Origin of the sequence: Allobosea sp. 117 (genome assembly GCF_000702305.1) — a bacterium.
Lineage (GTDB): Bacteria > Pseudomonadota > Alphaproteobacteria > Rhizobiales > Xanthobacteraceae > Ancylobacter.
In genome coordinates this window covers 1-22,484 of the sequence record NZ_KL370890.1, presented here as the reverse complement: position 1 = coordinate 22,484, position 22,484 = coordinate 1, and the positions used below count along the sequence as shown (strand labels likewise).

Here is a 22,484-nt window from a genome sequence, read left to right as displayed (position 1 = left end):
GCTGGCATCGCGAGCGCTGATTCAAGCAGTGAAGCCGACTGCATCGTGCCGCGGCAGGCCTCGCCGGCATCGCGGGATTGAGCTGTCTGCCTCCGCAGGGCGCCTATTACTGCTTCGTTGATTGCTCCGGCGTGCTCGGCCGCCGCTTTCCGGATGGAACGGTGATCACCAGCGATGCGGACTTCTGTCGATACCTCCTCAACGCTGCACGCTTCGCGGTGGTGCCGGGCTCGGCCTTCGGCCTGTCACCCTATTTCCGCCTCTCCTTTGCGGCGTCGATGACGAAACTGGAAGCTGGACTCGCGCATCGAAGAGGCGGTCCGTGCGCTGGCAATCTGAGTTCCCGGCCGACGCCAAATTCTCGCTGTTTACGGAGAAACGCATGGTAGCCGACCCGGAAGTCGGTTGCCATGCCCTGGCATCAACCAAGGCTTCCGCTTCACCGCGCAGCAGGAGGTCGGAATCCCGGCCACTGCCGGTCACTCATCTGCCGGCGCGAGGTCGAACGTCTCATCGGGAAAGAAGCGTGCTAGGCGTATGTCCGCGGTGCGAGCGTGGCCTTCCATGCCCTCCTTGCGAGAGATGCGGGCAGTGACCAGGGCAAGGTCGCGGGCTGCCGCGCGGGTTGCGTGCTGCCACGTCACCGTCTTCATGAACTTGTGCACGGAGAGCCCGCCCGTGTAGCGCGCCGCTCCGGAGGTCGGCAGCACGTGGTTGGGGCCGGACGTCTTGTCGCCGAAGGCGACCGTCGTCTCCTCGCCGAGGAACAGCGAGCCATAGGCGCGCAGCCGGCCGAGCCACCAGTCGAGCTCGGCGGCCTGGACGTGCAGATGCTCGGGCGCGTAGCGGTCGGCGACGCCCGCCATCTCCTCGGCATCCTCGCACAGGATCACCTCGGCGTAGTCCGTCCACGCCGTCCGCGCGTTGGAGCGGTTCGGCTCCGGCAGCGCCTCGATGACCGCCGGGACGCGGGCCAGCACCGCCTCGGCGAGCGAAGGTGACGTCGTGACCAGCCATACCGGCGAATTGTAGCCGTGCTCGGCCTGGCCGATGAGGTCGCTGGCGACGAAGTCGGCATCCGCGGTCACGTCGGCGAGGATCATGCTGTCGGTCGGCCCGGCGAACATGTCGATGCCGACGCGGCCATAGAGGATGCGCTTGGCCTCGGCCACATACTGGTTGCCCGGCCCGGCCAGTACGTCCGCCTTGGGCAGCCCGAAGAGGCCGTTGGCCATCGCCGCCACGCCCTGCACGCCGCCGAGATTGAGGATCGCGTCCGCCCCGCACAGATCCATGGCGAAGACGATTTCCGGGGGGATGCCCTGCCCCGGACGCGGCGGGGAGCAGGCGGTGACATGGCGCACGCCCGCCACGCGCGCGGTGGTGATGGTCATGATGGCGCTGGCGATGTGCGCGTAGCGCCCTCCCGGCACGTAGCAGCCGACGGCTTCCACCGGAATCTGCTTCTGCCCCGCCATGAGGCCGGGAATCACCTCGATGCTGCAATCGAGCACGGTCGCCTTCTGGGCCTCGGCGAAGCGGCGGATGTTGCCATAGGCAAAGCGGATGTCGTCCTTCGTCCTCTCGGGCACGGTGGCGATCGCCGCCTGCCGCGCCGCATCCGAAAGGACGATCTCGCCCTCCCAGCGGTCGAACTGCCGGGCGAGGCGGCGCACCGCGTCCTCGCCCTCGGCGTCGATGGTGGCGAGCATCCTCGCGACCGCCTCGCGGACATCGCCCTCGTCGGAATGGGCGGTACGGACGGCCTTCTTCAGATAGGTCACGGTCATCGCGAGGCTCACATCTTGCCCTTCCAGGGCACAATCCTGCGCTCGATCAGGCGCATCAGCATGTCGAAGAGGTAGGCGATCGCCGCGATGACGACGATGCCCATGATGACGGTAGAGGTCTGCAGGAACTGGCTGGCGGACAGCACCATGTAGCCGAGCCCCTCGGTGGCCGCGATCATCTCGGCGGCGACCAGCGTGGTCCAGCCGAAGCCGATGCCGATCCGCATCGCGGTGAGGATTTCCGGCAGCGAGGCCGGCAGGATGACGTGGCACAGCACCTTCCAGCGCGAGGCGCCGAAGGAGTAGGCGGCGTGGATCTGTTCGATCGCCGCCGACTTCACGCCCGCCCGTGCGCCGAGCGCCACCGGCGCGAAGACGCTGAGGAAGATGAGCAGGACCTTCGACAACTCGCCGATGCCGAACCAGATGATCATCAGCGGCAGATAGGCGAGCGGCGGAATCGGCCGGTAGAATTCGATCGGCGGGTCGAGAAGGCCGCGGATCGCGGGGCTCATGCCCATGGCGAGGCCGAGCGGAATGCCGACCACGCAGGCGAGCAGGAAGGCCCCGAACACGCGGGCGGCGGAAATCGCGATGTGCTGCCAGAATGGCGTGTTGGTGAAGCCGTCGCGTGCAACGTCCAGGAATTTCTGCGCCACCGCGCCGGGCGAGGGCAGGAAGAGCGGCTTGACCCAACCCATGGTGGTGACGAGCCACCAGGCGAAGATGAGCACCACGACGGACGCGAAAGAAAGCCACAGCGTGTCACCCTGCCCCGGCACGCCATAGGCCTGTCCGGGCTTCGCCGACCGGCTCCTGCGCAGCGCGGCGAACCGGCGGGTCGGCGGCGTGCGTCGCTTGGCTTCGGCGGAGGTGTTCATGCCGCCTCCTCCTCGTCGGCAAAGATGATGCCCAGCACCTGTTCGCGCAGAGCGATGAAATCGGGCGAGGCCTTGACCTCGCGCGCTGGCACGCCGTCGAGGAAGCGGCGGGAGAAGGGAAGGTCGAAGCGGTGGGCGATGCGTCCCGGACGCGGTGACATCACGATCAGCCGCGTGCCCATGAAGAGCGCCTCCTCCACGTCATGGGTGATGAAGAAGACCGCCTTGTGCGTGCTGTCCCACACGCGCAGGATCAGTTGCTGCGCCTTCTCGCGCGTGAGCGCGTCCAGGGCGCCCAGTGGCTCGTCCATCAGCAGCACGCGCGGGTCGCAGGTGAGCGCGCGGGCGATGCCGACGCGCTGCTGCATGCCGCCGGAAAGCTGGTAGACCGGCGAGGTCTGGAAGCCGTCGAGCCCCAAAAGGGCGATGAACCTCTCCGCCGTCGCGTAGCGTTCCTGCCGGCCGACGCCCTGCATCTGCAACCCGAAGGCCACGTTGTCGATGACGTTCAGCCAGGGCATCAGTGCGTGCTTCTGGAACACAACGGAGCGGTCGGCCCCCGGTCCGCTCACCGGGACGCCCCCCAGCCGGATCGTGCCGGAGGTTGGCGACAGGAAGCCGGCGAGCAGGTTGAGCAGGGTGGACTTGCCGCAGCCGGACGCACCGAGCGCCACCACGAAGTCGCTGCTGCCGATCGTGAGATCGATCCTGCGCAGCGCCTCCACCGGGGGACGGCCGTTCGCGGCGGGGTAGACGACCGACACGTCGTCGACGATGAGCGCCATGGTCATACTCCGATACAGCGTCGGTGGGCGGCGCCGACTGGCCCGCCCACCGCTTGAGTGCCGCGTTTCACTTGCCGACGGCAGCCTTGGCGATCGAAGTATTCACGAAAGGCGCGTAGCTGTCGGCCACCTTCTCGATCCGGCCGGCCGCCTTGAGAAATTCGGCGGTTGCCTTCAGTGTCGCCGGCGCGCTGCCCAGCCACTTGTCGCTGAGCTGTTCGGCGAGTGGCACAAAGGTGTAGCCCTTCATTGAGTCCGGAATCTCCTCGGGCGAAGCGCCCGTCATCTTGGCGATGGTGAGCACCTGCGGGCTTGTCGGGGTCCAGGCGGCCGGGTTGGCGAGGTAGGCCGCATTGGCTTCGTCCGCAACCTTGGCGAACGCAGCCATTTCCTTGGCATGCGAGGCGGCGAATTCTTTATTCACTACCCAGCCGTCAAAGGTCGGGAACCCCCAAGCGGCGGTCGTGTCGGCGCCGAGAATGCGCTTGCCGGTCTTGAGGATGCGGCTCTGCGCCGGCTCCCAGACGAAGGCGGCGTCGATGGCACCCTGCTCCCATGCAGCGGCGATCTGATCCGGGGGCATGCCCATGATCTTGACCTCGCTCACCGGCACCTTCTCATGCTGGAGAGCGCCCATCAGCGAGAAGTGAGCGGTGGAGCCGATCGGCACGGCCACCCGCTTGCCCTTCAGGTCGGCAACGTTGGAAACGCCGGAACCATCCCGCGCGACGAGGCTCTCGGCCTTGCCGATCACGATGGCGAGCATGAACATCTGCATGTCCACGCCCTGGCTCATGGCGATCGTCGTCGGGGACGAGCCGAGTTCGGAGATCTTGACGTCACCCGACGCCATGGCGGCGATGATCTCGGCACCCGAGGCGAATTTGCGCCATTCGATGTCCCAGCCGGTCGCCTTCTCGAACAGGCCTTCGGCTCGCGCGATCTGCATCGGCGTCGGATTGCCGAAATGGCCGATCACGATCTTTTCCGCGAAGGCGGATCCGGCGGAAAGAGCGAGGGCAGCCGTGCCGGCTATCAGGCCTCGCAACGTCTTCTTCATCTCACGTTACTCCTCTGAAAGGTTCTGTTGTTGGGTTGCGGGCTCTCTTCGGCCCGTTTCGGTTCCGTGCGGGTTCCGCACCAGAGAGAAATCGACGATGGCCTCGGCCAGAACGTCGAGAGTGTCGAAGGCCGCCGCGCCCTCGGCATGGCTGTCGGCCACCAAGGAGAACTCGGTGCAGGCGACCATCTGCGCGCTCACCCCGCCCGCCAGCAGTTCCGCCGAGGCGCGGTGGAAGGCCTCACGGGAGGAGGCATCGACACCCTGCGCCTTGATGCGCCGGATGGCCCCGAGCAGGGCGTCCTCGTCGGCGGGATACACCGCCGTTAGCCCCGCCCGCGCGAGCTTGCCGTCGAACAGGCCGATGCGGCGCACCGCCGGCGAGGCCAGTATGCCGATCCGCCTCGTGGTCCCCGCGAGCCGAAGGGCGCGCGCGACTGCCAGCTCGGTCATGTCGAGAAGGGGGATGTCCACCGCGCCGGCGATCGCGTCGGCGAAGTGATGGGCCGTGTTGCACGGCATGGCCAGCGCCTGCGCGCCAGCCCGCTCCAGCCGCCGCGCCATGTCGGCCAGCACCGGCGCCGGATCCTCTCCGGTGCCCTCGATCAGCCGGGCGATCCGCGAGGGCACCTGCGGGTTCTGGTCGACGATCAGCGGGACATGGTCGCGATCATCCGTCGCCGGCACCGCCGTGATCACCTTCTGCATCAGCAGGACGGTCGCCTGCGGCCCCATTCCCCCGAGTATCCCGACCCGCCGCATCAGCAGCTCTCCACCATCGCCGCCTCGGGCGAGAGGCTTCCGGCCGGCAGGGTCTCGTCCAGCGCCGCGAGGATATGGGTCGCGATCAGGTCGCAATCGGCGAGGCTGAAGGTCAGCGGAATGCGCATGTCGAAAAGCGTGGCGAGCACCCGGTCGGTCTGCGGCAGTTCGTGCGGCGCGACATAGCACCAGTTGCGGTGTGCCGAGGTGAAGCCGGCCGGCTCCGCCGCGCCGAACCATTTGAGCTCGACGCCGCGCTCCGCTGCCGCGCGCGGGACGTCCAGCGCGGCGCGGGCGGGCAGGTTCGGCACGCGGAACTGGATCGAGGAGCCGACATAATGCTCCTGCGGCGGGCGCGCCGGCAGGCGGATCGCCGGATGCGTGGCGAGCCGCGCCGCGATGCGGTCATGGCGCTCGTTCCACGCCTGCAGGCTGGCCTCGATGCGGGCGAGCTGGGGCAGCAGCATCGCCGCGCGGACATTGTCCATCCGCGCCGACATGTTGGGAACGTCGAGGCGTATGCCCTCGAATATCTCGGGGGCCGGCGCGGCGCCATGGCGCTCATAGAGCATGTAGGAGCCGGACAGCAGGACGGCGCGCGCCATGAGCCCGGCATCGTCGGAGGTCAGCAGGCCGCCTTCACCCGAGTTGAGGTGCTTGTAGGTCTGGGTGCTGAAGCAGGCGGCGATACCATGGGAGCCGGACCGGCGCCCGTTCCAGCGCGCGCCCATGGTGTGTGCGCAGTCCTCTACGACGACGAGGCCCGCCGCGCGGGCGAGGGCGGAGAGACGCTCCATGTCGCCGATATGCCCGCGCATATGCGACAGCAGCAGGACCCGTGCGCCGGAGCCGGCGGCCTTGGCGGCGAGGTCGTCGAGATCGATGACGAGATCGTCCGTGGTCTCGACCAGCACCGGCCTGGCGCCGACGGCGGCGATCGCCCCCGGCACCGGCGCCAGCGTGAAGGCGTTGGTCAGCACCGCCTCGCCCGCGACCACCCCGACGGCGCGCAGCGCGATCTGCAGCGCCTGCCCGCCGGAGGCGAGAGCCAGACAATAGCGCGCGCCCTGCCACCGGGCGAAAGCTTCCTCCAGCCGCGCGACCTCGGACGTCTCGCCCGGGATCACGTTGTAGCGGTGCAGCCGTCCGGACCGCATCACCGCCACGGCGGCGGCGATGGCGTCGTCCGGAATCGGCAATTGCTGGGTGAAGCTTCCGGTGAAGCGGGGCGCGCTCATGGCTCAGGCGGTCGCGGTCGCGGGCTGGCCATCGGCGAAGTAGGCATCGTAGCCGAAGAGCGCGGCCGAGCCGCCCGTATGCAGGAAGACGATGCGCTCGCCCTTCCGGAAGATGCCCTTGCGCACATAATCGATCAGGCCGGCGGCGCCCTTTCCCGAATAGACCGGGTCGAGAAGGATGCCCTCGAGCTCGGCGAACATGCGGATGGCTTCCAGCGTGTCCGCACCTGGAATGCCGTAGCCGCGGCCCACATAGTTGCTGTCCGCCACGACGTCGTCGCGCTGGACCACGCCGGGGCAGCCCAGCTTGGCCGCGGTGCGTTCGGCTAGGGCGAAGACGCTTTCCTCCTGCTTCGTCTTGGGCGCGCGAACGCCGATACCGAGCAGGGGAACGCCGGCATTGATCGCCTTCAGGCCGGCGATGAGGCCGGCCTGCGTGCCGGCGCTGCCCGTGGCGGTCACCAGATGGTCGATGACGAGGCCGATATCGTTGGCCTGCCCGATGAGTTCCATGGCGCAGTTGACGTAGCCGAGCGCCCCGGTCGGGTTCGATCCGCCGCCGGGGATCGTGTAGACCTTGCGTCCCTCGGCCCGCTTCTGCTCTGCGACCTTCTCCATCTCGGCATTCATGTCGAGCCCGCCGGGGCGCTTCTCGGTCGTCGCGCCATGGAGGTGGTCGAGCAGCACATTGCCGTTCGCGTTGTAGTTGGGATCGTTGGAACCGGTCCGATCCTCCAGGAGCAGATGGCAGGAAAGTCCGAGCTTGGCGGCGAAGGCGGCGGTCTGGCGCGCGTGGTTCGACTGCGTGGCGCCCTGGGTCATGACCATGCCGGCGCCTTCGGCGAGCGCCTCCGCCATGAGGAATTCCAGCTTGCGGGTCTTGTTGCCGCCGGTCGACAGGCCCGTGCAGTCGTCCCGCTTGATCCAGATCTCGGGGCCGCCCAGTTCCCGGCTCAGCCGATCGAGCCGCTCCAGCGGTGTCGGGAGATGTGCGAGACGGATGCGGGGGAAGCGGGCCAGATGCATTGAACAATCCTCAACTTGCGTAATTCGATGGTTGCAAATAGCGATTTCGAGTTCAAATTCGAAATTTTTCACATAAGATGCAAAAAGTGCATATTGAGGGGCGTGCATGAGGCTCGAGTGGCTGGAGGACATTCTCGCCGTCGCCGAGACCGGCTCGTTCAGCGAGGCGGCCGAACGGCGGCATCTGACCCAGTCGGCTTTTTCCCGGCGGGTGCAGCACATCGAGGACTATGTCGGCGTGGCGCTCTTCGACCGGTCACGCAAGCCCGTGCAGCTTCGCCCGACGACGGCCGAGCAGCGCGACCAGATCGCCCGTCTTGCCCGCACGCTGCGTCAGCTCACGGACGACCTGCGCCGCGGCGACCGCACGGCGGGCAACCGGCTGGTGCTCGCCAGCCAGCATGCGCTGACGGCCTCCTGGGCGCCACGCTTCATCGACACCATCCAGGCCGAGAACAAGGAGATCTTCCTCAAGCTGCGCTCGGCCAATCTCGACGAGTGCTTCGCCCTTCTGCTGTCGAGGCAAGCGGACATCGCGGTGGTCTATCGCGTGGTCGGCGAGGAGCATCCTATCGCCGCCACCTATATCGAGACGCTCGACATCGGCCGGGACCAGCTCGTCCCGGTCTTCGCGCGCGCGCAGGCCGGACGCCTGAACGAGCGCTTCGCGCATGGCGAGCTGCCCTTCATCGCCTATCCGCCGGATGTCTTTCTCGGTGAGGTGCTCGACCACTTCGTGCTGCCGGAAATCCGTGGCGCGACGCGGATGATCCCGATGGTGGAAACGGCCCTTACGCTGGCGGCCCTTGAGCTCGCCGCCGGAGGCATCGGTGTCGCTTGGGTGCCAACCTCGCTGGCGCGCACGCGAATCGAGGCCGGCGACCTTGCCGATCTCTCGGTCAGCCTGCCGCGTTGCGACCTGAACGTGACGGCGGTGCGGCTTGCCGGACAAGCTACTGACGCCGAAACCGTCGTGTGGGAAAAGTTGCGCGCACCGACGAAAGCTATCAACGAAATTAATGGGGCGCCGACTGTGGGCCCAGCTTAAACGTGACCGCCCATTCGAAACTGCAGCCTTTCGGCCAACTGGTGCAATAGGGTTGCAATTGTCGCGGCAATTGGCTGCCAGACCCATAACAAATCTATTAAGTACTTATTTTCATTAAGAAAATTGGCGCGCCGACGTGGACGAAAGTGAGAACTACGTTTTCGCTGCGGCTCTCTAGGGCGCGACTTCAAATCGGCTGATGGTGACTGGCATAGGACCCGGTCCCAATTGCGCCGGCACGAGCGATCCAGGCAAACGCTAGCCTACCTCTAAACCGATCGCGTCCCGAGTAAACTCGCCGCCTACCAGACTGCGTTCGTGGCGAGCGGGCGCTCGAAGCCATGATCGGCGCGCTGGGGCGTAGAAGCCTCCGAAAGCATAAAGCGCAAATGGCTCTGAGCAAACATGCCATGTTCTCCTTGCCCCACGCGAGATGCTCAACGCCAGTATTTCGCCCAGTTCCATTCAAGAGGAGTCCCGATCCGGCCGCTCTCTCCAGAACTTTGGGCCCAGGCGAGAAATGCTTGTACGGCAGATGGTGGGTAGTTGTACTGATAACTTGGCCTGCCGGTATGAAAAGCCGCAAAAGCTGGCGGAATGGTGGGCGCCTGATCACCCCAATAGATGAACTCGGTCGAAAGCAGCACCTTGTCAGTGAGTCCGGTATCTCGTTTGAGGTTCTTCGCATTTTCGACGGCGTTCAACTGACTGTGTCGGGAGTCCTCCTGAATCCACGCGCCATTGGCCGAGCGATGATAGATGTTATCGCCGAATCGAACCTTGAAGCTGCCGTTGAGTACTGGACGCTTGGCGAGAAAACGCGAGTCGTTCCAATAGCCGTCAAAGGTGGTGATCTCGGTCACCTTCATCAGGAAGATCGCTTTGTCTTGGTAATGGCGCCTGCTCGGCCCGGTACCGAGAACCCAATCGCCGATGGCGGCAGTATTGCGAATGCCTGGTTTGCAGGTCGCTAGGCTGCAGACGCCATGAAACGGATTGGGTGCAAAACCATGATCCCAGCGCACCACATAAGAGAACAGTTTCATGGCGTGTTAGCCTTTATGTCGTGGCGTCTTTTGCAGCGGCCGAGTGACGCCACCCGGCAATTCCCACACGCCTTCCCCTTCCATAATGACGTCTTTGATCTTCTCCGCGGTCATGGGAATAGCGCCGTCGCCTTCCTGCCCGAGCATTCCGGGAACATCTTCAACAGCAGCGCCCTCGGGCCAGATGCCGATCACTCTTTTACCCACGCGGCTCGCGTAAGCGATGAGGTCTTGATAGGCAGGGGCCAGCGTTTCGGTGCAGATGAGAATGAACATAACGTCGCACTGATCAATGCATGCGTGCGCGTTGCTAAGATCCTGCTCATTGGCACAGATGGGGCTCCCACCCGCGGTCATGACCATCTGTTTGATCGCGTCGACCTCGGCCTTCCGGCCCGGGACAGGGCAAACGTATGACTTTACTTTAAGGAGGTCCGTCATAATCTCCCTCATAGTCGAAATTGATTCTCTGCATTGTATTCCATAATTCAAACGACCGTAAATCCGCGAGTCTGGTATGCCAGTATACCGAAATATCAGCGCGGCCACCGTTTTCAGCGTCCGAGACGTTCTGGCGGGGAATAAAAAGGTCGTCGTTCGCGAGAAGGAAACGACAGAGCTTATAGCGCGCGCCACAAGAATAGAGCGCCCGTATGAGCGCTACGTATTCCTACCTAGTCGTGGACACAGCGTATTCGCACAATGCGCGGAGACGATGTGGGTCCTGGCGGGACGGAACGACATCACTTGGCTGTGCGACTATCTTCCGCGGGCGCCTTCATTCTCCGATGACGGCACAACGTGGCGCGGAGCATACGGCCCGCGCCTGCGCAGCTGGAGCGGTGTTGACCAAGTGGACGCCGTCAGAAAACTGCTCCAGGCGGACAGGACCACCCGGCAAGCAGTCATGATGCTGTTTGATCCTGCCAAGGATTTCGAGCCTTCGAAGGACATTCCCTGCAACAATTGGCTGAGCTGGCTCGTCCGAGAGGACCAACTCCATCTGAGTGTGGCGCTGCGCAGCAACGATATCTGGTGGGGGCTGTCGGGGATCAACGCCTTCGAGTGGAGCGTGTTGCAGGAGATTATGGCGTTCTGGATCGGTGTCGAGATCGGACACCTGGAGTTCTATGCCGCCTCGTTCCATCTGTACGCGGAGCACTATGACCCGGCGTCCGACATGGTCGAAGGCTATCATGGCCTCTCGCCATATGATTTTGGTATAAACCGGACGTCCTTCGCGACGCCGTGGGAGAATTTCGCGACGCGGCTGGAGCGATGGTTCGCGCTTGAGGCCGCCATACGCGGCGAGCCAGAGCGTCCCCTGGGAGGGCATGGTTCCACCGGCGACCCGCTGTTCGACAGCTTCCTCAACATTGTCCATCTGCGTTGGGCGCATGAACGGTGGGGCGAGCAAGGGGTGCGGGCGCAACTAGCAGCTCTTCCCGCCTGTGATTACGTCGCAGCCCTCTATGAACGGCTAGGCCGGACCTATCCTGGCCTGCTCCAGAAAATCGCCCAGCCCGAGATTGCCGCCTATTTCGCAGCGGCTGATCTGCGTAAGGCGGACCCGGTGACGGAGCTCGTTGCTGCCGTCAAACAGCTCCATCGTGATAAAGACCGTGCCTACGGCGGCGCTTGGAAGCGGCGTGGCGAACTCGTGAGCATCCTGCCGAACATAGCGCGTAAGGTAGACCGGCTAGATACGCTGGTGGTAACGGCGTCGCAGATGACCGGAGAAACGGCGCTCGATACGGCGATCGATCTCCTCGTTTACGCCGAGAAATACTGCCTCTTCCTCGCCGAACAGCTCGAACCCGGCACCCTGCTGGACCCGGACGCACCGACGCCCTTGAGCGACCACGAGGCCAATTTCGATGTCCTGTTAGACCGGTGTAGCCTCGCTCCCGGCGACCGCGATGTTCCTGCGGTTGTAAAAGATATCGTTGCCGCCTTCGACGCGGCCTGGAAAGCTTCGGAAGCCGGAGCAAGCGCACCTGAGCGGCTCGATCTGGCAAGGGCCCTTGTGGGGCACGCCGCCGAACTTCTCGCGCTGCTGGTGCACAATGATCGCCCGGCTGTGACCCTCTTTCTACAGGCGGGATCCGCATGAACCCCGATGACCTCCTCAAACTGAAGGCCAAGCTCGAAGCGGAAGTCACAACCCGGCCCCCCGGCGGCCGGATTGCTATCGTTGGTTGGTCCGGCGCCGCCATTGACCTTGCGGCGCATCCGGTGTTCAGCGTCGGCGCCGCCACGCTTGTCGGCATCTATGCGGATGCGAGCGGAGCTGTCGTGCGCCCCCTTGGCGAGCTGGCGACGCAGCCTGTCGATATCGTGGTGATCGCAGAAGATGCCGGCAAGGAGCCTCTCCTTGAGCGGGTCGCGCAGATGGTCACACCTGCTACCAGGATCCTGATTGGCGGCTTTGGCCATTTTGAGTTCCAAGACCCGACCTTCGACCGGATACGGCGGGACCTATTCATCCCCTCGTTTGCAAATGGCTATCGCCACTGCTTGGTGCACATCTACCAGTGCCTGGCAAACGCCCACCGCCGCGGGCTCAAGGGCGTGGTAGCAGAGTTCGGCATGTTCAAGGGCGGAACGACCATGCTGATATCGCGCTTCATTGAGGCGCTGGGGGCGGATTGGAAGGTTTATGGCTTCGACACATTCGACGGGTTTCCGCCGCGACGGAGCCCGCTCGACATGTACGCGCATCCGGACTGCGTCTATCTCGATGTGAATATGGTCCGCCGGACCTTCGCTAGCCGGAACGTCGAGATCGTTGAGGGCGACGTCGTGGCGACCGTCTCCAAACTCGCTGGGGACAACCTGGTGCTTTCTTTCGTGGATACCGACAACTTCACGTCCGCGCAGGCCATCATCCGTGTCATAGCAGAGCGGACGTTGGTCGGAGGCGCGATCGTGTTTGATCACTGGACAGGTCACGATCGGCATGTCGACACAATTGGTGAAAGAATAGCCGCAAAAGCGCTCGCCGCTGACGAACGATATTTTAATCTCCATGGAACAGGTGTGTTTTTGAGGCAAACATGAACACGGTCCAATTTCACTATGTGCGTCGTGCGGCCCCTCAGATGCGCCGCGGTGTGTACGAGTTGTACTGGGCCTTTGCCTCTAAGCGACAGGCTGCCTTCGAAGCCCGACTCGCTGGGCAGAGCTGGCCTTGGTCCCCCGATCCAATCCTGAGGACCTTCAAGTTCTGCAATGTGTTTCGTGCTGCCGACCGGGTGTCGCAATACATGATCCGCGACGTCGCGTACGGAACCGATGGCGAGACCACGCCACGCGACCGCATTTTCCAAATTGTCGCCTTCCGGACCTTCAGCAATATCGACACCTGGCGCGGAGTCACCGCGATTCTGGGCGGTGCGCCGCGATTAGAGCACCTGCGCTCCGGGGCGTTCGAGCGAGCGCTGGATGCGGTCAAGGCCCGCAATGGCGGCCTTTACACCGGTGCTTTCATTCTCTGTGCCAACAAGGCCTTCGGCTTCGACGAGAAGCACCGCAACCATGTGGCCTTATTCAAGCACATGTTTATCGAGAAGGCGTGTGCCGAGCGAGTCCTCCAGGCGCCGTCCCTGCAGGATGTCGTCGAACTGCTGCAGAGGTTCCCACTGATGGGTCCTTTCATGGCCTATCAGACCGCCATCGATCTCAACTACTCCGACCTCGTCAACTTTAGCGAGAACGACTACACTCAGGCTGGCCCCGGCGCTCTAAGAGGGCTAAAGAAGGCCTTCACGACCCTTGGCGACTACGCCCCGGCGGATGCCATCCTCTGGATGGTCGATCGGCAGGAGGAAGAGTTCAGTCGCCTGAATTTGCCGTTTCATGGCCTTTTCGGCCGTTCGCTGCACGGGATTGATTGCCAGGGACTGTTCTGCGAGCTCGATAAGTATTGTCGTGAGGCGGTACCCGAGCTTACAAGTGCGCGCAGCCGCATCAAGGCGCGATATGCAGCCTCCCGGGAGGTTATCCGGCTGTTCTTCCCGCCCAAGTGGCATTTGGACGCTGCCCCACTTCTCCCGGCTGCCCGATACATCGGCGCTGATACCAGCGCAAACGTGAAAGGCCAGAAGCGCAAGGTGAGCGCCGCCGGATCTCGTCGGGATGAGCTCGCCGTCGGCGATTTGTTCGGTTGATAGATCGGATGTCAGACGAAGTCGGTCCGCCCTGACATTGCCCCAACTAAACGGGAGGGGTGTTCAGTCCCGTTCTCCAGTACCAGTCGCGCCCCCCCGCTCGCGCACCTCGGGCGAGAATTTGTTCGTCGTCTTGCTGGTTATCGCCCCATCCTCAGGAGTTGGGGCCTCGGCAAAGCCGGGGCGGTTCAAACCACATCGCCAGCAGGCCGACAGCCGAACGCTCTCGGCCGTTAACGGTTGGGAGCAACGGCGTCGAGGAGAACACTGATGTCGATGTCCTCCCGAGCAAGCCCGTGCTCGAGCTTCCAAGCCGCGACATTCTTTGTCACGCCATAGTCGCGACACAGCCTGCCAACGAGGTCTTCCAGCTCTCGGGTCGAACGAGGCCCCTTTGCCTCGCGCCACTTCTCGAAGGCTGTAGTGCTTGGAAGCAGGAGTTCGCCCGCAAAGGCCTTGGCTCTACGCTCAATATCGAGAGGCATACGGCTGTGGAGGATTTCTACCGCCGTGAGCGTGTGCTCCTTATCCAGGAGCAAATGGCAAAGCTCATGCGCGAGCGTCACACGCGCGAACGAGTTTTCATGAACCTCTGCTCCTACCGTGCCGTGCAACGCCGCCTCGTTCAGAAGCACCGACGGGCCATGGCGTTGTCCCCACGCGGCCAGGGCGAATAGTGTCGACGGCACCACCCTCTCCAGATGCACGGATACGCCAAGGCATTGGACGGCTTTGAAGATATCCACCGCCACCTGCTGGCTCAGCTGAAGGCGACCGCGAATGAAATTCGCCGCTGCTTCGCCCTGCTCGAAGGGACGAAGCTTGGCGAAAGACCGGGCGATGTAGTCTCGAACTTCCGCGCCAAGCTCATCCAATGGCTTCGCGTCGTGTTTCTCAAACCGCTGAACGAGTTCAACGATCTGACGGATCTGTTCTTGCGGCAAAGCACTCGCCATTCGCGCGGCTATGCGCAGCTCGTCATTGTCATTGGCCGCATCCGACACGCTCTGAGGTGGCTGCAGGACCTGCTCGTTCAGAAATTCCTGCGCGATACCGCGGTCGAGACTGGCGGCCCAGGCTAGGAGAACGGCAGGATCGCCACTATCCCGCTCCTGCCAAGCTCTGAACAAGCCTGACCAGCGTTCGCGATCATGCTTGATGAGATGCGACGCAATCTCCTCGCCCACCTGGTCAAAAGCTGCTCGTGCATCATCGAACGCGACGCTCCTAAGCATTGACCTATTGTCAACCAGCATCCTGTCGCCCTGTCGGACGAACCAAAGCGGCGGCAAGTCGAACATGCCTGCGAAAGCATGCGCCAGATTGTGAGCTTCTTCAAAGGCGGTGATTAGGTCGTCTTCGCGCTCTACAGTCGAGGCTGGCGCGTCAGCCCAGCGTCTCTCGGCTTGCGATCGCAGGAGTGCCGGCCGATCAGGCTGTGTCGCTGTCGGATAGGTCTGACGTAGGAGCAGTGGCTTCCAAAATTCAGTGAGATGCGAGAGGAGGTCGTCGACCTGGATCTCGAGACTTACATTGTCAGCGCCCTCAGTCGGCCAAATCGTTCGATCACCGATCCGCACCGATAGTCGAGCCGTCGTCACCGGAGGTGTTCCGGCGACTGGCTTCGACCATTCTACTATGAATTTCAGATTCTGCATCACCTGGTTCACGCGCCATGCCGTTCGATATGATCGTCGACCCATTTATCAAATAAATCAGAGCATCCATCTTTTCCGGCCATCGCTGTGAGCTTACTCAATATGCTCGTGGACAATTTACCTTTATATGGATATCCATGATAGCTCCGACCGTGATCGCTGGTCTGAGCTTCGTAGATTGCACCATTGTGAACCACATAAACCTTCTTAGGAAATGGCAGATCGCGGTCGCCATTGGGCGCCGCGATTGCCTTGTTGAGAAGCTCTGAACGCTCCACTTCCGACAAGGTCGACGGACATTTCCCAACCCATTTTTTGGGCTGGCTGTCGTCGAATTCGATAGTGGGATGAGCACCTTTGCCGACGTGCTTGTGACGCCGTTCACCTTTGTCGTAGACGCGCTTTGGTTGCTTCGTCTCCGCTTCCCTCACCATATCTTCAGCCTTCACGCCTTTCAGCGGTCTTAAATACGGGAAGATCGCCACGCTTGGCGCCGCGTTCACCTTGTCGCGCCTCCCAGGTCGCTACCAGGAAAGTCGCCATCGTGCCGGCCAAATTGACGGCAAGCTCGGCGTGTCGCGGCTGGGGCCGCGCGCGTTTCGGACCGGGACTATGCGCATCACCGAGCTTATTGCGCAGCGCCCCCAGGGACTCGACGACGGATTGGCAGCTTCCGAGGATTTGCTTGAACACCTGTTCCGTATGATCGTCTGGAGCAAGCTTTAGGACTTTCGCGAGCCGGCGATACAGCGCCGGTAGATCGTCGGCCTCCTGCCACGTCTCGCCGGCCTGATCGAGAATCCACTTGCAGACATCTTCGAGCAGCGTACGGGCCAATGTGATCGCCCCCTCGGGCTCTGAGGCGCGCCGCTCCATGGCCGTCGTCCAACGTCCGTGCACCTGACTCGGATCGAACGCGGCTAATACGGCCGAAATGCTCGCATCGGCCGGCGATCCGATCGGCACAGGTCGTACACGGTAGAACGGGCTTCCCGACATCATGCCCGCTACGGTCAAGGTGAAGCCATCCTGCTTCAGCAAGCCGTCGATCCTTTCCGCCAGATCGATTTGCTCTGGGCCTGCGCGGGCTTCTGGCGCGGTGACAGCTTCAAGAAATCGAAACAACAACGATCGCGAACACCGCAAAAGGCCGAGCGTCTCGAGATCCGCCGGCCTCAGTCCATCGTTCAAGAAGGCCCCGCGCAGGAGATAGCCCTCCAGCGTCAGCTCCTCATTTCCTGCCGGTGCAGGGAGATGCCCGATCGGCCAGACGCCCCGGACGACTTCCATTTCGTCGATATCGCGCGCCAGAGGAGTTCTCTCGAAAAGAGCGATCAAGCGTCGGCGCGTCAGCGTCGTGACCGCCGGTCCTGACCGCTCGTCGATCAGGGCCAGTTGCTCGCTCACTTCAAAATGTTCTTCCTCGTCGACAAGCTGTCGCGCGCTCGCGAGTACCTGTTCGGCATCCACATCCATCAGCCGACGATGGGCGTATTTGAATTTGCTCGCGAATGCCTCTTGCTCATCTCCTTCGCGGAGGCTCAGCCTGCGGCAAAGGCCGGGCACATCATAGGCCTTGGCGTCGGCGATGGCCGAGGCGAGCAACTGGCGAAGCTCCTTAATCAGGCTTGGGGGAACAGCGGCGGGCATCAGGAGAGCTGGAAAACCCATTGATGAGACTGTCGTGGTAATCATTCTACAGGATTTCCCATGCCCTGAAACTGCCCCTCCCGATCGCTTCCCGCAGACCGAGATGTGCCAATAGGTCCTGCGCAGCGCGCTGTGTGATCTTCAGCTTCGCCGCGATCATCCCGGCCGAGGCGACCGGCGGGCTCAGCATGAACTCCATGAGATCCGCCAATAGCGAGGTCGAGCGCCGGCCTTCGAGTTTGCGGGCCAGCAACGAGCGCGCGAGCATCCGCCGGTCGTGGTCCTTCAATCCGGCCGCACCGCGGTGGCAAATGCACTCAGCAGGCTAGTGATGCGGGTGGTGAGCCGAACAGTGCCGAGTTCTCAAATGAGTTCGGTCATGAGGGAGCTCAACGGAACCAAGCGCGCAACATCCCTGCGGATGCGTCGCAGCTCCGGCCACGGGAAATGCCGCCCTTCTGCGCCATCAGCGCCGACGGCGATCAGCACGTCGAGCTTCGCGGCCAGACCGCGTAGGGACGTCGCGTCTGCCGCAAAGAGTCTCGCGACCAGACACTCTTCATCGGCGGAAGCCGCCTCCTCTTGCTGCCGAGCGACGGAGTAGCCGATGACGCGATCCGCGTCGTCCCAGCGCTGCTGATGCGCGCGCAGCACTGCAGCGACTTCGGCGCGCCGCATGCACAGCGACGGCAGATCGGCCGCAAGCTCATCCAACTGCCTCAGAGAGCTGATCCGCACTGGGGACGGCAACTCGGCTGCAGCAAAAACCGCCTGCGGAAAGCCGATCGTCCGCGCGAGTTCGGATTCCAATCGCTGCTGCTTCCGGCACAGAGCGAGCGTGCGTCGATGCGCAGCGCGCCACGACTGCCACGCGAGGATGGCGGCATCCGGCGTGCTGCCATCCTGCCGCGCGGCTGCAGGCGCATTGTTAAAGGAAGTGCCGCCGATCGCCAGCAGGGCGGCAGAGAGAACGTCCCTCCGGGATGGCCGGGACAGACTCGTGCTAATCTCAGAATCAGCCATGATCCGAGCTCCAAACAGCTTGGTTGTGGTCAGGCCGGGTTGGGTGTTCGCGCACTCACCCCGGCCGCTGTACGTGCAATGCACGTGCATGACTCTGCCTCGAACTACGCTGGATCGCAAGCAATAAGGCCGATGACGAAACAGCCCTTCACTACCCGCATTGATGCTGACGTACTCGCGCTGGCGCGCCAGCTCGCTGACGCCGAGCGGCGATCCATTACGGCTTTGATTGAAGTTGCCTTGCTCGAATACGCCGAGCGTCGCGGCATCTCCGTCGCCAAAACATCGGAAGAGGTCGCCCAGCCTAAGCGCGGCAAATGATACCGAGATCGGCGACTTCTACGATCAACCGCTAGCACGTCCAGCTTCCGTGCATTGCTGCTCATGTTCACAGAAACGTCGGCCTCTGTGCGGATCGGCGGCAGTTTCTCTGCAAGGTTTCTGAACGGCGATGGACATCCATTGACATCACCAGTGCAGACTCGACGCTGGTTGGGCTGCTGCTTGGACGGCGTTTGACCGCTAATCCACCGCGTCGCTGATCTCGCGTCCTGCGGCGGTCGTGGTAGCCTCGGCGCCGGCAGCGTGTCAGCGGCTCCCGCTGGCCAGAATATGGCCTTTTCGGTCATTATCTGATAGTATATTTGGCGGATGTTGCCAGAATTAGATGATAGACAGTGAGGCTTAGGAAATTGATGGCAAGATAAAGCGGATTTTCAATCCGCGCGGGCGGTGCCCTTAAGGAGCTGTCTGCACGTTGTTTTCCGTTCCGGAAAACGGCTCTAAGCTACCTGGCGGAAGGTGCGAATCTGCGCGGCTACCTTTCAAATATCTGATATGTTTCCGATTTTCGTGTGCATGCGCAATGTGCGCTCCGCCGGCCCTGCGCCCGAACCGACTTTTCCACGCTATACTTTGATTGGATGATTTTCGACTTGCGGGCCTCGCAATCGCAGCCAAACCATATGGCCATGGCACGCCATGACGAGGATGATTTCCGCATCAAGCCGGGCCGGCCGCGAAGCCGGGGGACGCGGCTGAAGACCCACGAGCTGCCCTTCGTCCAGCAGGCGCTGATCGCCGCGCGCCAGGCCAGTGGCGGCGCTCGGTCGGGTGGTGTCTTCGCCCGTGAAGGACGCGGCAGCGGTCGGTTCAATGCGCGGGGACGTGGCGCCAAGGTGATGGCGTCGCTGCCGCGTGACAGTGGTGGGTGGCAGTCGGGTTCCTCAGGCCGGTTCCGCTCCCGCCGCGTCGTGGTCAAGGCGCGGGTGGTGAAGCTTGCCGGGAAGGGGAAGAGCGCGCGCGGCCCGAAGATGCGCGGCGCGGTCTCGGTTGGCGCGGTAGGGGCTCATCTGCGCTATCTCGAACGCGACGGTGTGACCCGCGACGGCGAGAAGGGGCGCGCCTACTCGGCGCTTGGTGACGAGGTCGACACCAGGGCCTTCGTCGAGCGGAGTGGTGAGGATCGTCACCAGTTCCGCTTCATCGTCGCGCCGGAGGATGCCGCCGAGCTCGGCGACCTGAAGCGCTTCACCCGTGACCTGATGCAGCACATGGAGAATGACCTCGGGACCAAGCTCGACTGGATCGCCGTCGATCATCACAACACCGGCCACCCGCACAGCCATGTTCTCGTGCGCGGCGTGCTCAATGATGGCCGCATCCTCAACATCGCCGGTGACTACATCGCCCATGGCATCCGCCACCGGGCGAGCGAGCTGATGACGCTGGAGCTCGGCCCGCAGACCGAGGTCGAGCTGCAGAACAAGCTGCGCCACGAGGTGGACGCCGACCGTCTCACTCGGCTTGACCGGATGATGATCGCCGAGCAGCGTGAACACGGCATCCTCGATCTCCGGCCGGACGCTGGCGAGAGTTATCTCGTGCGGACCAACCGACATGTGCTCATCGACCGGGTGAAGAGGCTGGAGAGCTTCGGCATCGCCGAGGAGATCGAGCCGGGACGCTGGAGCATCGCGGAGCGGGCCGAAAGCACGCTCCGCGCGATGGGCGAGCGCGAGGACATCCTGCGCACCATGCATCGCGCACTGGCCGATCACGGGCTCGCGGAGAAGCGCGGCGCCGCGCAATACGTCACTCATGGCAGCCGCATCTCGCATGCCCTCATCGGCCGCGTGCTCGACAAGGGATTGGCGGGCGATGAGATGGGCGAGCGGTTCTATCTGGTCATCGATGGCGTGGACGGACGCACCCATCATGTCGAGACCAGCGACGCCTCCCGACTGGAGGACATAAAGCGCGGCCATATCGTCGCGCTCGACCCGCTGCCGACAAAGTCCGATCCACGCCCGGCGGACCTCAACATCGCCACCATGGGTGAGAGGAGCGGCGGCATCTATCGGCCGAGCGAGCATTTGGAACTCGCACGCCCGACGATCGAGCAGCAGCGCGGCGATCCGGACGCGTTCATCCGCGCCCATGTACGCCGGCTGGAAGCCCTGCGCCGCGCCGGCCATGTCGAGCGCATCGACGCGGATCGCTGGAAGATCCCGGACGATCTCCCCGAGCGCGGCATCGCCCACGATGCGCGAACCGGGCGGAAGGACTTCGCGGTCCGCACGCTCTCCACCTTCGATCTTGACCAGCAGGTCGCCAGTGATGGCGCCACTTGGCTCGATCGGGAACTAGCCTCCCGCCAGCGCACCGAGCTATCCGACGTCGGCTTTGGCCGTGAGGTGAGCGACGCCTTGGAGCGCCGCCGCCAGAGCCTCGTCGACCAGGGCCATGCCGTGCGGCTGGAGAACGGCAACGTCCGTGCGCCGCGCGACATCCTCGTCCGACTTGAAGCGGTCGAGGTGGAGCGCGTTGGCCGGGCCATGGCGGCGGAGCGCGGCCTTGCCTACACCCCGAGCCAACCGGGCGAGTATGTGTCCGGCCGGCTCGCCGGCTCAGTCAATCTGGTCAGCGGGCGCTTCGCCATGATCGACGACGGTCTCGGATTCCAGCTCGTGCCGTGGCAGCCCGTGCTGGAGAGGCAGATCGGCCGGCACATCTCCGGCGTCTCCCGCGATGGCGGGGTCGAGTGGAGCCTCGGCCGTAATCGAGGGCTGGGGCTTTAAGTCGGGCTAACCTGCGGCGGTGGCGTCTCCAGATCGGGATCGGCCGGCAGAGGCGCGAACTTATCGACTTCCGGGAACAGCGTGCGCTCGCGCAGCCAATCGCCAAACGAGGCGGGATCGAGCGCACGCTCCAGTTCGCTAAGGCGCTGGCGCGCCCAACTCAGCATGCGCCGCGTCTCGGCATCCTCGATATTCGCCGCCCACGCGATCCAGGAGCGCAGTTGTTCGGCCTTGCGGCCCATCTCGACGATCTCGTCGAGCAGTTCGTCGCGTTCCTCCTCGCGCTTCGTGCGCGCCTCTGTCCGCGTCCGGTTTTCCTCCGCGCGGCGGCGGAGGCGTGCGTTGCGCTCATCTTTGAGGCGGTCATCACGCCGGTAATCGATCCAGCCATGGAGTTCCTCGATGATAGAGTCGAGTTGGGCTTCCAGGGTCGCACGGCTGTTGTCCCGCCAGTTGCGTCGGCGCTGGTCCATGCTCCAGGCTTCAATGGAGATCGTCAGCTCACCGGTCGGGATATAATCGAACTCGGGATATTGGCGTTCGTAGGTGAAATCCCAATCACGGTAGCGAGCCGAGCGCCGATAGCGCTCCTCTGCCTTCAACTCATTGACCGTCGGATCGTGCTTTCGGCGCTTTATCGTCTCCGCCAGGATGAAGGGCACCTTGTCGACGCCCCGGCGAACTTCGACGTGCTTGCCCGCGAGGGTGCAGGAAATTTCCCGCGCCTCCATCCCGCGCGCGATGCTGTCGAGAATGAAGATCGCCCTCTCGACCGAACCGGCTCCCAGTCGCATAGACAGCAGGCCTTCCCCGCTAATCGCGATGATGCCGTCATGATCCGGCTTGGCCCGGCGCAGCGTATGGGCGGTCAGCGATACGGCCGTGTGGGGTTTGTCGATCCGGCTCCACTCGATCGTCCGTGTGTTCGGCTCTCGTGGCTTCATCAGCCGGCGCGGTGCGATCGCTGCCTTGCGCCCCCGTTCGAGGCGCTCCTCGATGACGGGATCTGACGGGCTCGTCGGATCGAGGCTGATGAGTTCGACAGCAGGATCGGCCGAGGAGGCAAAGATCGTCTGCCTCGGGTTCTTGCCGGCCGCCTTGTCTCGCCAATAGGCCGCCGTCGGCAGCGGCACGCGATGCTGGACGCATAAGTCCCGCAGTCGCCAATGCGAAAGGCCGAGCTTGCCGGCGACGGCGTCAAGCGGCTCGGCCCAAACGAGATCGTACATCTCGCGGCGGGTGATATGGGCAATCATGCGGATATGCGA

22 protein-coding genes are annotated in these 22,484 nt (G+C 63.6%); 7 read left to right on the top strand and 15 right to left on the bottom strand.

Annotation, left to right across the window (positions count from 1 at the left end; all coding sequences use genetic code 11):
* Positions 1 to 38 precede the first annotated feature (38 nt).
* Positions 39 to 389, top strand: coding sequence for an aminotransferase class I/II-fold pyridoxal phosphate-dependent enzyme (locus U742_RS23320; RefSeq protein WP_156034306.1), 351 nt, complete (start codon positions 39 to 41; stop codon positions 387 to 389).
* A gap of 90 nt (positions 390 to 479) precedes the next feature.
* On the opposite strand, the gene hisD is transcribed toward U742_RS23320, so the two are convergent.
* The 7 genes from hisD to U742_RS0121280 form a co-directional block, all read right to left on the bottom strand.
* Positions 480 to 1,790 carry a histidinol dehydrogenase gene (gene hisD / locus U742_RS0121310; RefSeq protein ID WP_029356778.1) on the bottom strand — a complete coding sequence of 437 codons (1,311 nt, stop codon included), beginning with the start codon at positions 1,788 to 1,790 and terminating at the stop codon, positions 480 to 482.
* Positions 1,791 to 1,798: 8 nt separating this feature from the next.
* Positions 1,799 to 2,671 carry an ABC transporter permease subunit gene (locus U742_RS0121305; protein WP_029356775.1) on the bottom strand — a complete coding sequence of 291 codons (873 nt, stop codon included), beginning with the start codon at positions 2,669 to 2,671 and terminating at the stop codon, positions 1,799 to 1,801.
* Entirely contained in the window at positions 2,668 to 3,456 is a 789-nt protein-coding gene (locus U742_RS0121300) for a taurine ABC transporter ATP-binding protein (protein WP_029356773.1), read from the bottom strand. Before U742_RS0121300 ends, U742_RS0121305 begins: the two co-directional genes overlap by 4 nt.
* A gap of 67 nt (positions 3,457 to 3,523) precedes the next feature.
* On the bottom strand, positions 3,524 to 4,516 hold the full coding sequence (tauA, locus tag U742_RS0121295) for a taurine ABC transporter substrate-binding protein (protein ID WP_029356772.1): 993 nt from the start codon (positions 4,514 to 4,516) through the stop codon (positions 3,524 to 3,526).
* Between the two features lie 6 nt (positions 4,517 to 4,522).
* Complete coding sequence (locus U742_RS0121290; protein WP_282568337.1) at positions 4,523 to 5,278, bottom strand: cysteate racemase; 756 nt, start codon at positions 5,276 to 5,278, stop codon at positions 4,523 to 4,525.
* Entirely contained in the window at positions 5,278 to 6,516 is a 1,239-nt protein-coding gene (locus tag U742_RS0121285; RefSeq protein ID WP_038362405.1) for a DegT/DnrJ/EryC1/StrS family aminotransferase, read from the bottom strand. Before U742_RS0121285 ends, U742_RS0121290 begins: the two co-directional genes overlap by 1 nt.
* A 3-nt stretch (positions 6,517 to 6,519) precedes the next feature.
* Positions 6,520 to 7,542 carry a D-cysteate sulfo-lyase gene (locus tag U742_RS0121280; protein ID WP_029356767.1) on the bottom strand — a complete coding sequence of 341 codons (1,023 nt, stop codon included), beginning with the start codon at positions 7,540 to 7,542 and terminating at the stop codon, positions 6,520 to 6,522.
* A 106-nt stretch (positions 7,543 to 7,648) separates the two neighbouring features.
* Here U742_RS0121280 and U742_RS0121275 point away from each other — a divergent pair, with 106 nt between their 5' ends.
* Positions 7,649 to 8,590: a LysR family transcriptional regulator gene (locus tag U742_RS0121275; RefSeq protein WP_051661405.1), complete on the top strand. Its 942-nt coding sequence runs from the start codon at positions 7,649 to 7,651 to the stop codon at positions 8,588 to 8,590.
* Positions 8,591 to 9,027: 437 nt separating this feature from the next.
* On the opposite strand, the gene U742_RS23315 is transcribed toward U742_RS0121275, so the two are convergent.
* Both U742_RS23315 and U742_RS0121270 read right to left on the bottom strand, forming a co-directional pair.
* Positions 9,028 to 9,636, bottom strand: a complete 609-nt coding sequence (locus U742_RS23315; RefSeq protein ID WP_156034302.1) for an Nmad2 family putative nucleotide modification protein — start codon at positions 9,634 to 9,636, stop codon at positions 9,028 to 9,030.
* A 6-nt stretch (positions 9,637 to 9,642) separates the two neighbouring features.
* Positions 9,643 to 10,077, bottom strand: coding sequence for a hypothetical protein (locus U742_RS0121270; protein ID WP_156034301.1), 435 nt, complete (start codon positions 10,075 to 10,077; stop codon positions 9,643 to 9,645).
* A 76-nt stretch (positions 10,078 to 10,153) separates the two neighbouring features.
* Here U742_RS0121270 and U742_RS22705 point away from each other — a divergent pair, with 76 nt between their 5' ends.
* From U742_RS22705 to U742_RS22310, 3 genes are read left to right on the top strand one after another with little or no spacing between them, the layout of a single operon-like run.
* The gene (locus tag U742_RS22705) at positions 10,154 to 11,749 is read left to right on the top strand and encodes a thymidylate synthase (RefSeq protein WP_081853144.1); all 1,596 of its coding nucleotides are present in this window, start codon (positions 10,154 to 10,156) and stop codon (positions 11,747 to 11,749) included.
* Positions 11,746 to 12,696 (top strand): TylF/MycF/NovP-related O-methyltransferase, encoded by a 951-nt coding sequence (locus U742_RS0121260; RefSeq protein ID WP_029356761.1) that lies wholly within the window; start codon positions 11,746 to 11,748, stop codon positions 12,694 to 12,696. The genes U742_RS22705 and U742_RS0121260 overlap by 4 nt, the downstream gene beginning before the upstream one ends.
* On the top strand, positions 12,693 to 13,805 hold the full coding sequence (locus U742_RS22310; protein ID WP_038362400.1) for a nucleotide kinase domain-containing protein: 1,113 nt from the start codon (positions 12,693 to 12,695) through the stop codon (positions 13,803 to 13,805). Before U742_RS0121260 ends, U742_RS22310 begins: the two co-directional genes overlap by 4 nt.
* Before the next feature lie 233 nt (positions 13,806 to 14,038).
* Here the strand turns inward: U742_RS22310 and U742_RS0121250 are convergent, their stop codons facing one another.
* From U742_RS0121250 to U742_RS0121235, 5 genes are all read right to left on the bottom strand, one after another.
* Positions 14,039 to 15,475 carry an ImmA/IrrE family metallo-endopeptidase gene (locus tag U742_RS0121250; protein ID WP_197028310.1) on the bottom strand — a complete coding sequence of 479 codons (1,437 nt, stop codon included), beginning with the start codon at positions 15,473 to 15,475 and terminating at the stop codon, positions 14,039 to 14,041.
* Positions 15,472 to 15,948, bottom strand: a complete 477-nt coding sequence (locus U742_RS23310) for a hypothetical protein (protein WP_156034300.1) — start codon at positions 15,946 to 15,948, stop codon at positions 15,472 to 15,474. The genes U742_RS0121250 and U742_RS23310 overlap by 4 nt, the downstream gene beginning before the upstream one ends.
* Positions 15,902 to 17,158, bottom strand: coding sequence for an abortive infection family protein (locus U742_RS0121245; protein WP_248310454.1), 1,257 nt, complete (start codon positions 17,156 to 17,158; stop codon positions 15,902 to 15,904). The genes U742_RS23310 and U742_RS0121245 overlap by 47 nt, the downstream gene beginning before the upstream one ends.
* A 1-nt stretch (position 17,159) precedes the next feature.
* Positions 17,160 to 17,402, bottom strand: coding sequence for a helix-turn-helix domain-containing protein (locus U742_RS0121240; RefSeq protein ID WP_282568336.1), 243 nt, complete (start codon positions 17,400 to 17,402; stop codon positions 17,160 to 17,162).
* Positions 17,403 to 17,476: 74 nt separating this feature from the next.
* Positions 17,477 to 18,136, bottom strand: coding sequence for a hypothetical protein (locus U742_RS0121235; RefSeq protein WP_029356751.1), 660 nt, complete (start codon positions 18,134 to 18,136; stop codon positions 17,477 to 17,479).
* A 132-nt stretch (positions 18,137 to 18,268) separates the two neighbouring features.
* Here U742_RS0121235 and U742_RS0121230 point away from each other — a divergent pair, with 132 nt between their 5' ends.
* Both U742_RS0121230 and U742_RS0121225 read left to right on the top strand, forming a co-directional pair.
* Positions 18,269 to 18,457 (top strand): ribbon-helix-helix protein, CopG family, encoded by a 189-nt coding sequence (locus U742_RS0121230; RefSeq protein WP_029356749.1) that lies wholly within the window; start codon positions 18,269 to 18,271, stop codon positions 18,455 to 18,457.
* 650 nt (positions 18,458 to 19,107) lie between these two features.
* Positions 19,108 to 21,216, top strand: coding sequence for a DUF3363 domain-containing protein (locus U742_RS0121225; RefSeq protein ID WP_029356747.1), 2,109 nt, complete (start codon positions 19,108 to 19,110; stop codon positions 21,214 to 21,216).
* On the opposite strand, the gene U742_RS0121220 is transcribed toward U742_RS0121225, so the two are convergent.
* The coding region (locus U742_RS0121220; RefSeq protein WP_248310332.1) for a hypothetical protein at positions 21,213 to 22,484 on the bottom strand (1,272 nt) is incomplete at its 5' end. The genes U742_RS0121225 and U742_RS0121220 overlap by 4 nt on opposite strands.

Bases quoted from the DNA above. Each gene is read 5' to 3' on its own strand.
- U742_RS22705 (WP_081853144.1), top strand. From the start codon at position 10,154: ATGCCAGTATACCGAAATATCAGCGCGGCCACCGTTTTCAGCGTCCGA.
- U742_RS0121230 (WP_029356749.1), top strand. From the start codon at position 18,269: ATGACGAAACAGCCCTTCACTACCCGCATTGATGCTGACGTACTCGCG.
- U742_RS0121290 (WP_282568337.1), bottom strand. From the start codon at position 5,278: ATGCGGCGGGTCGGGATACTCGGGGGAATGGGGCCGCAGGCGACCGTC.
- U742_RS0121235 (WP_029356751.1), bottom strand. From the start codon at position 18,136: ATGGCTGATTCTGAGATTAGCACGAGTCTGTCCCGGCCATCCCGGAGG.
- hisD (WP_029356778.1), bottom strand. From the start codon at position 1,790: ATGACCGTGACCTATCTGAAGAAGGCCGTCCGTACCGCCCATTCCGAC.
- U742_RS0121285 (WP_038362405.1), bottom strand. From the start codon at position 6,516: ATGAGCGCGCCCCGCTTCACCGGAAGCTTCACCCAGCAATTGCCGATT.
- U742_RS22310 (WP_038362400.1), top strand. From the start codon at position 12,693: ATGAACACGGTCCAATTTCACTATGTGCGTCGTGCGGCCCCTCAGATG.
- tauA (WP_029356772.1), bottom strand. From the start codon at position 4,516: ATGAAGAAGACGTTGCGAGGCCTGATAGCCGGCACGGCTGCCCTCGCT.
- U742_RS0121305 (WP_029356775.1), bottom strand. From the start codon at position 2,671: ATGAACACCTCCGCCGAAGCCAAGCGACGCACGCCGCCGACCCGCCGG.
- U742_RS23315 (WP_156034302.1), bottom strand. From the start codon at position 9,636: ATGAAACTGTTCTCTTATGTGGTGCGCTGGGATCATGGTTTTGCACCC.
- U742_RS0121270 (WP_156034301.1), bottom strand. From the start codon at position 10,077: ATGACGGACCTCCTTAAAGTAAAGTCATACGTTTGCCCTGTCCCGGGC.
- U742_RS0121275 (WP_051661405.1), top strand. From the start codon at position 7,649: ATGAGGCTCGAGTGGCTGGAGGACATTCTCGCCGTCGCCGAGACCGGC.
- U742_RS0121225 (WP_029356747.1), top strand. From the start codon at position 19,108: ATGGCACGCCATGACGAGGATGATTTCCGCATCAAGCCGGGCCGGCCG.
- U742_RS0121300 (WP_029356773.1), bottom strand. From the start codon at position 3,456: ATGGCGCTCATCGTCGACGACGTGTCGGTCGTCTACCCCGCCGCGAAC.
- U742_RS0121245 (WP_248310454.1), bottom strand. From the start codon at position 17,158: ATGATTACCACGACAGTCTCATCAATGGGTTTTCCAGCTCTCCTGATG.
- U742_RS0121280 (WP_029356767.1), bottom strand. From the start codon at position 7,542: ATGCATCTGGCCCGCTTCCCCCGCATCCGTCTCGCACATCTCCCGACA.
- U742_RS0121260 (WP_029356761.1), top strand. From the start codon at position 11,746: ATGAACCCCGATGACCTCCTCAAACTGAAGGCCAAGCTCGAAGCGGAA.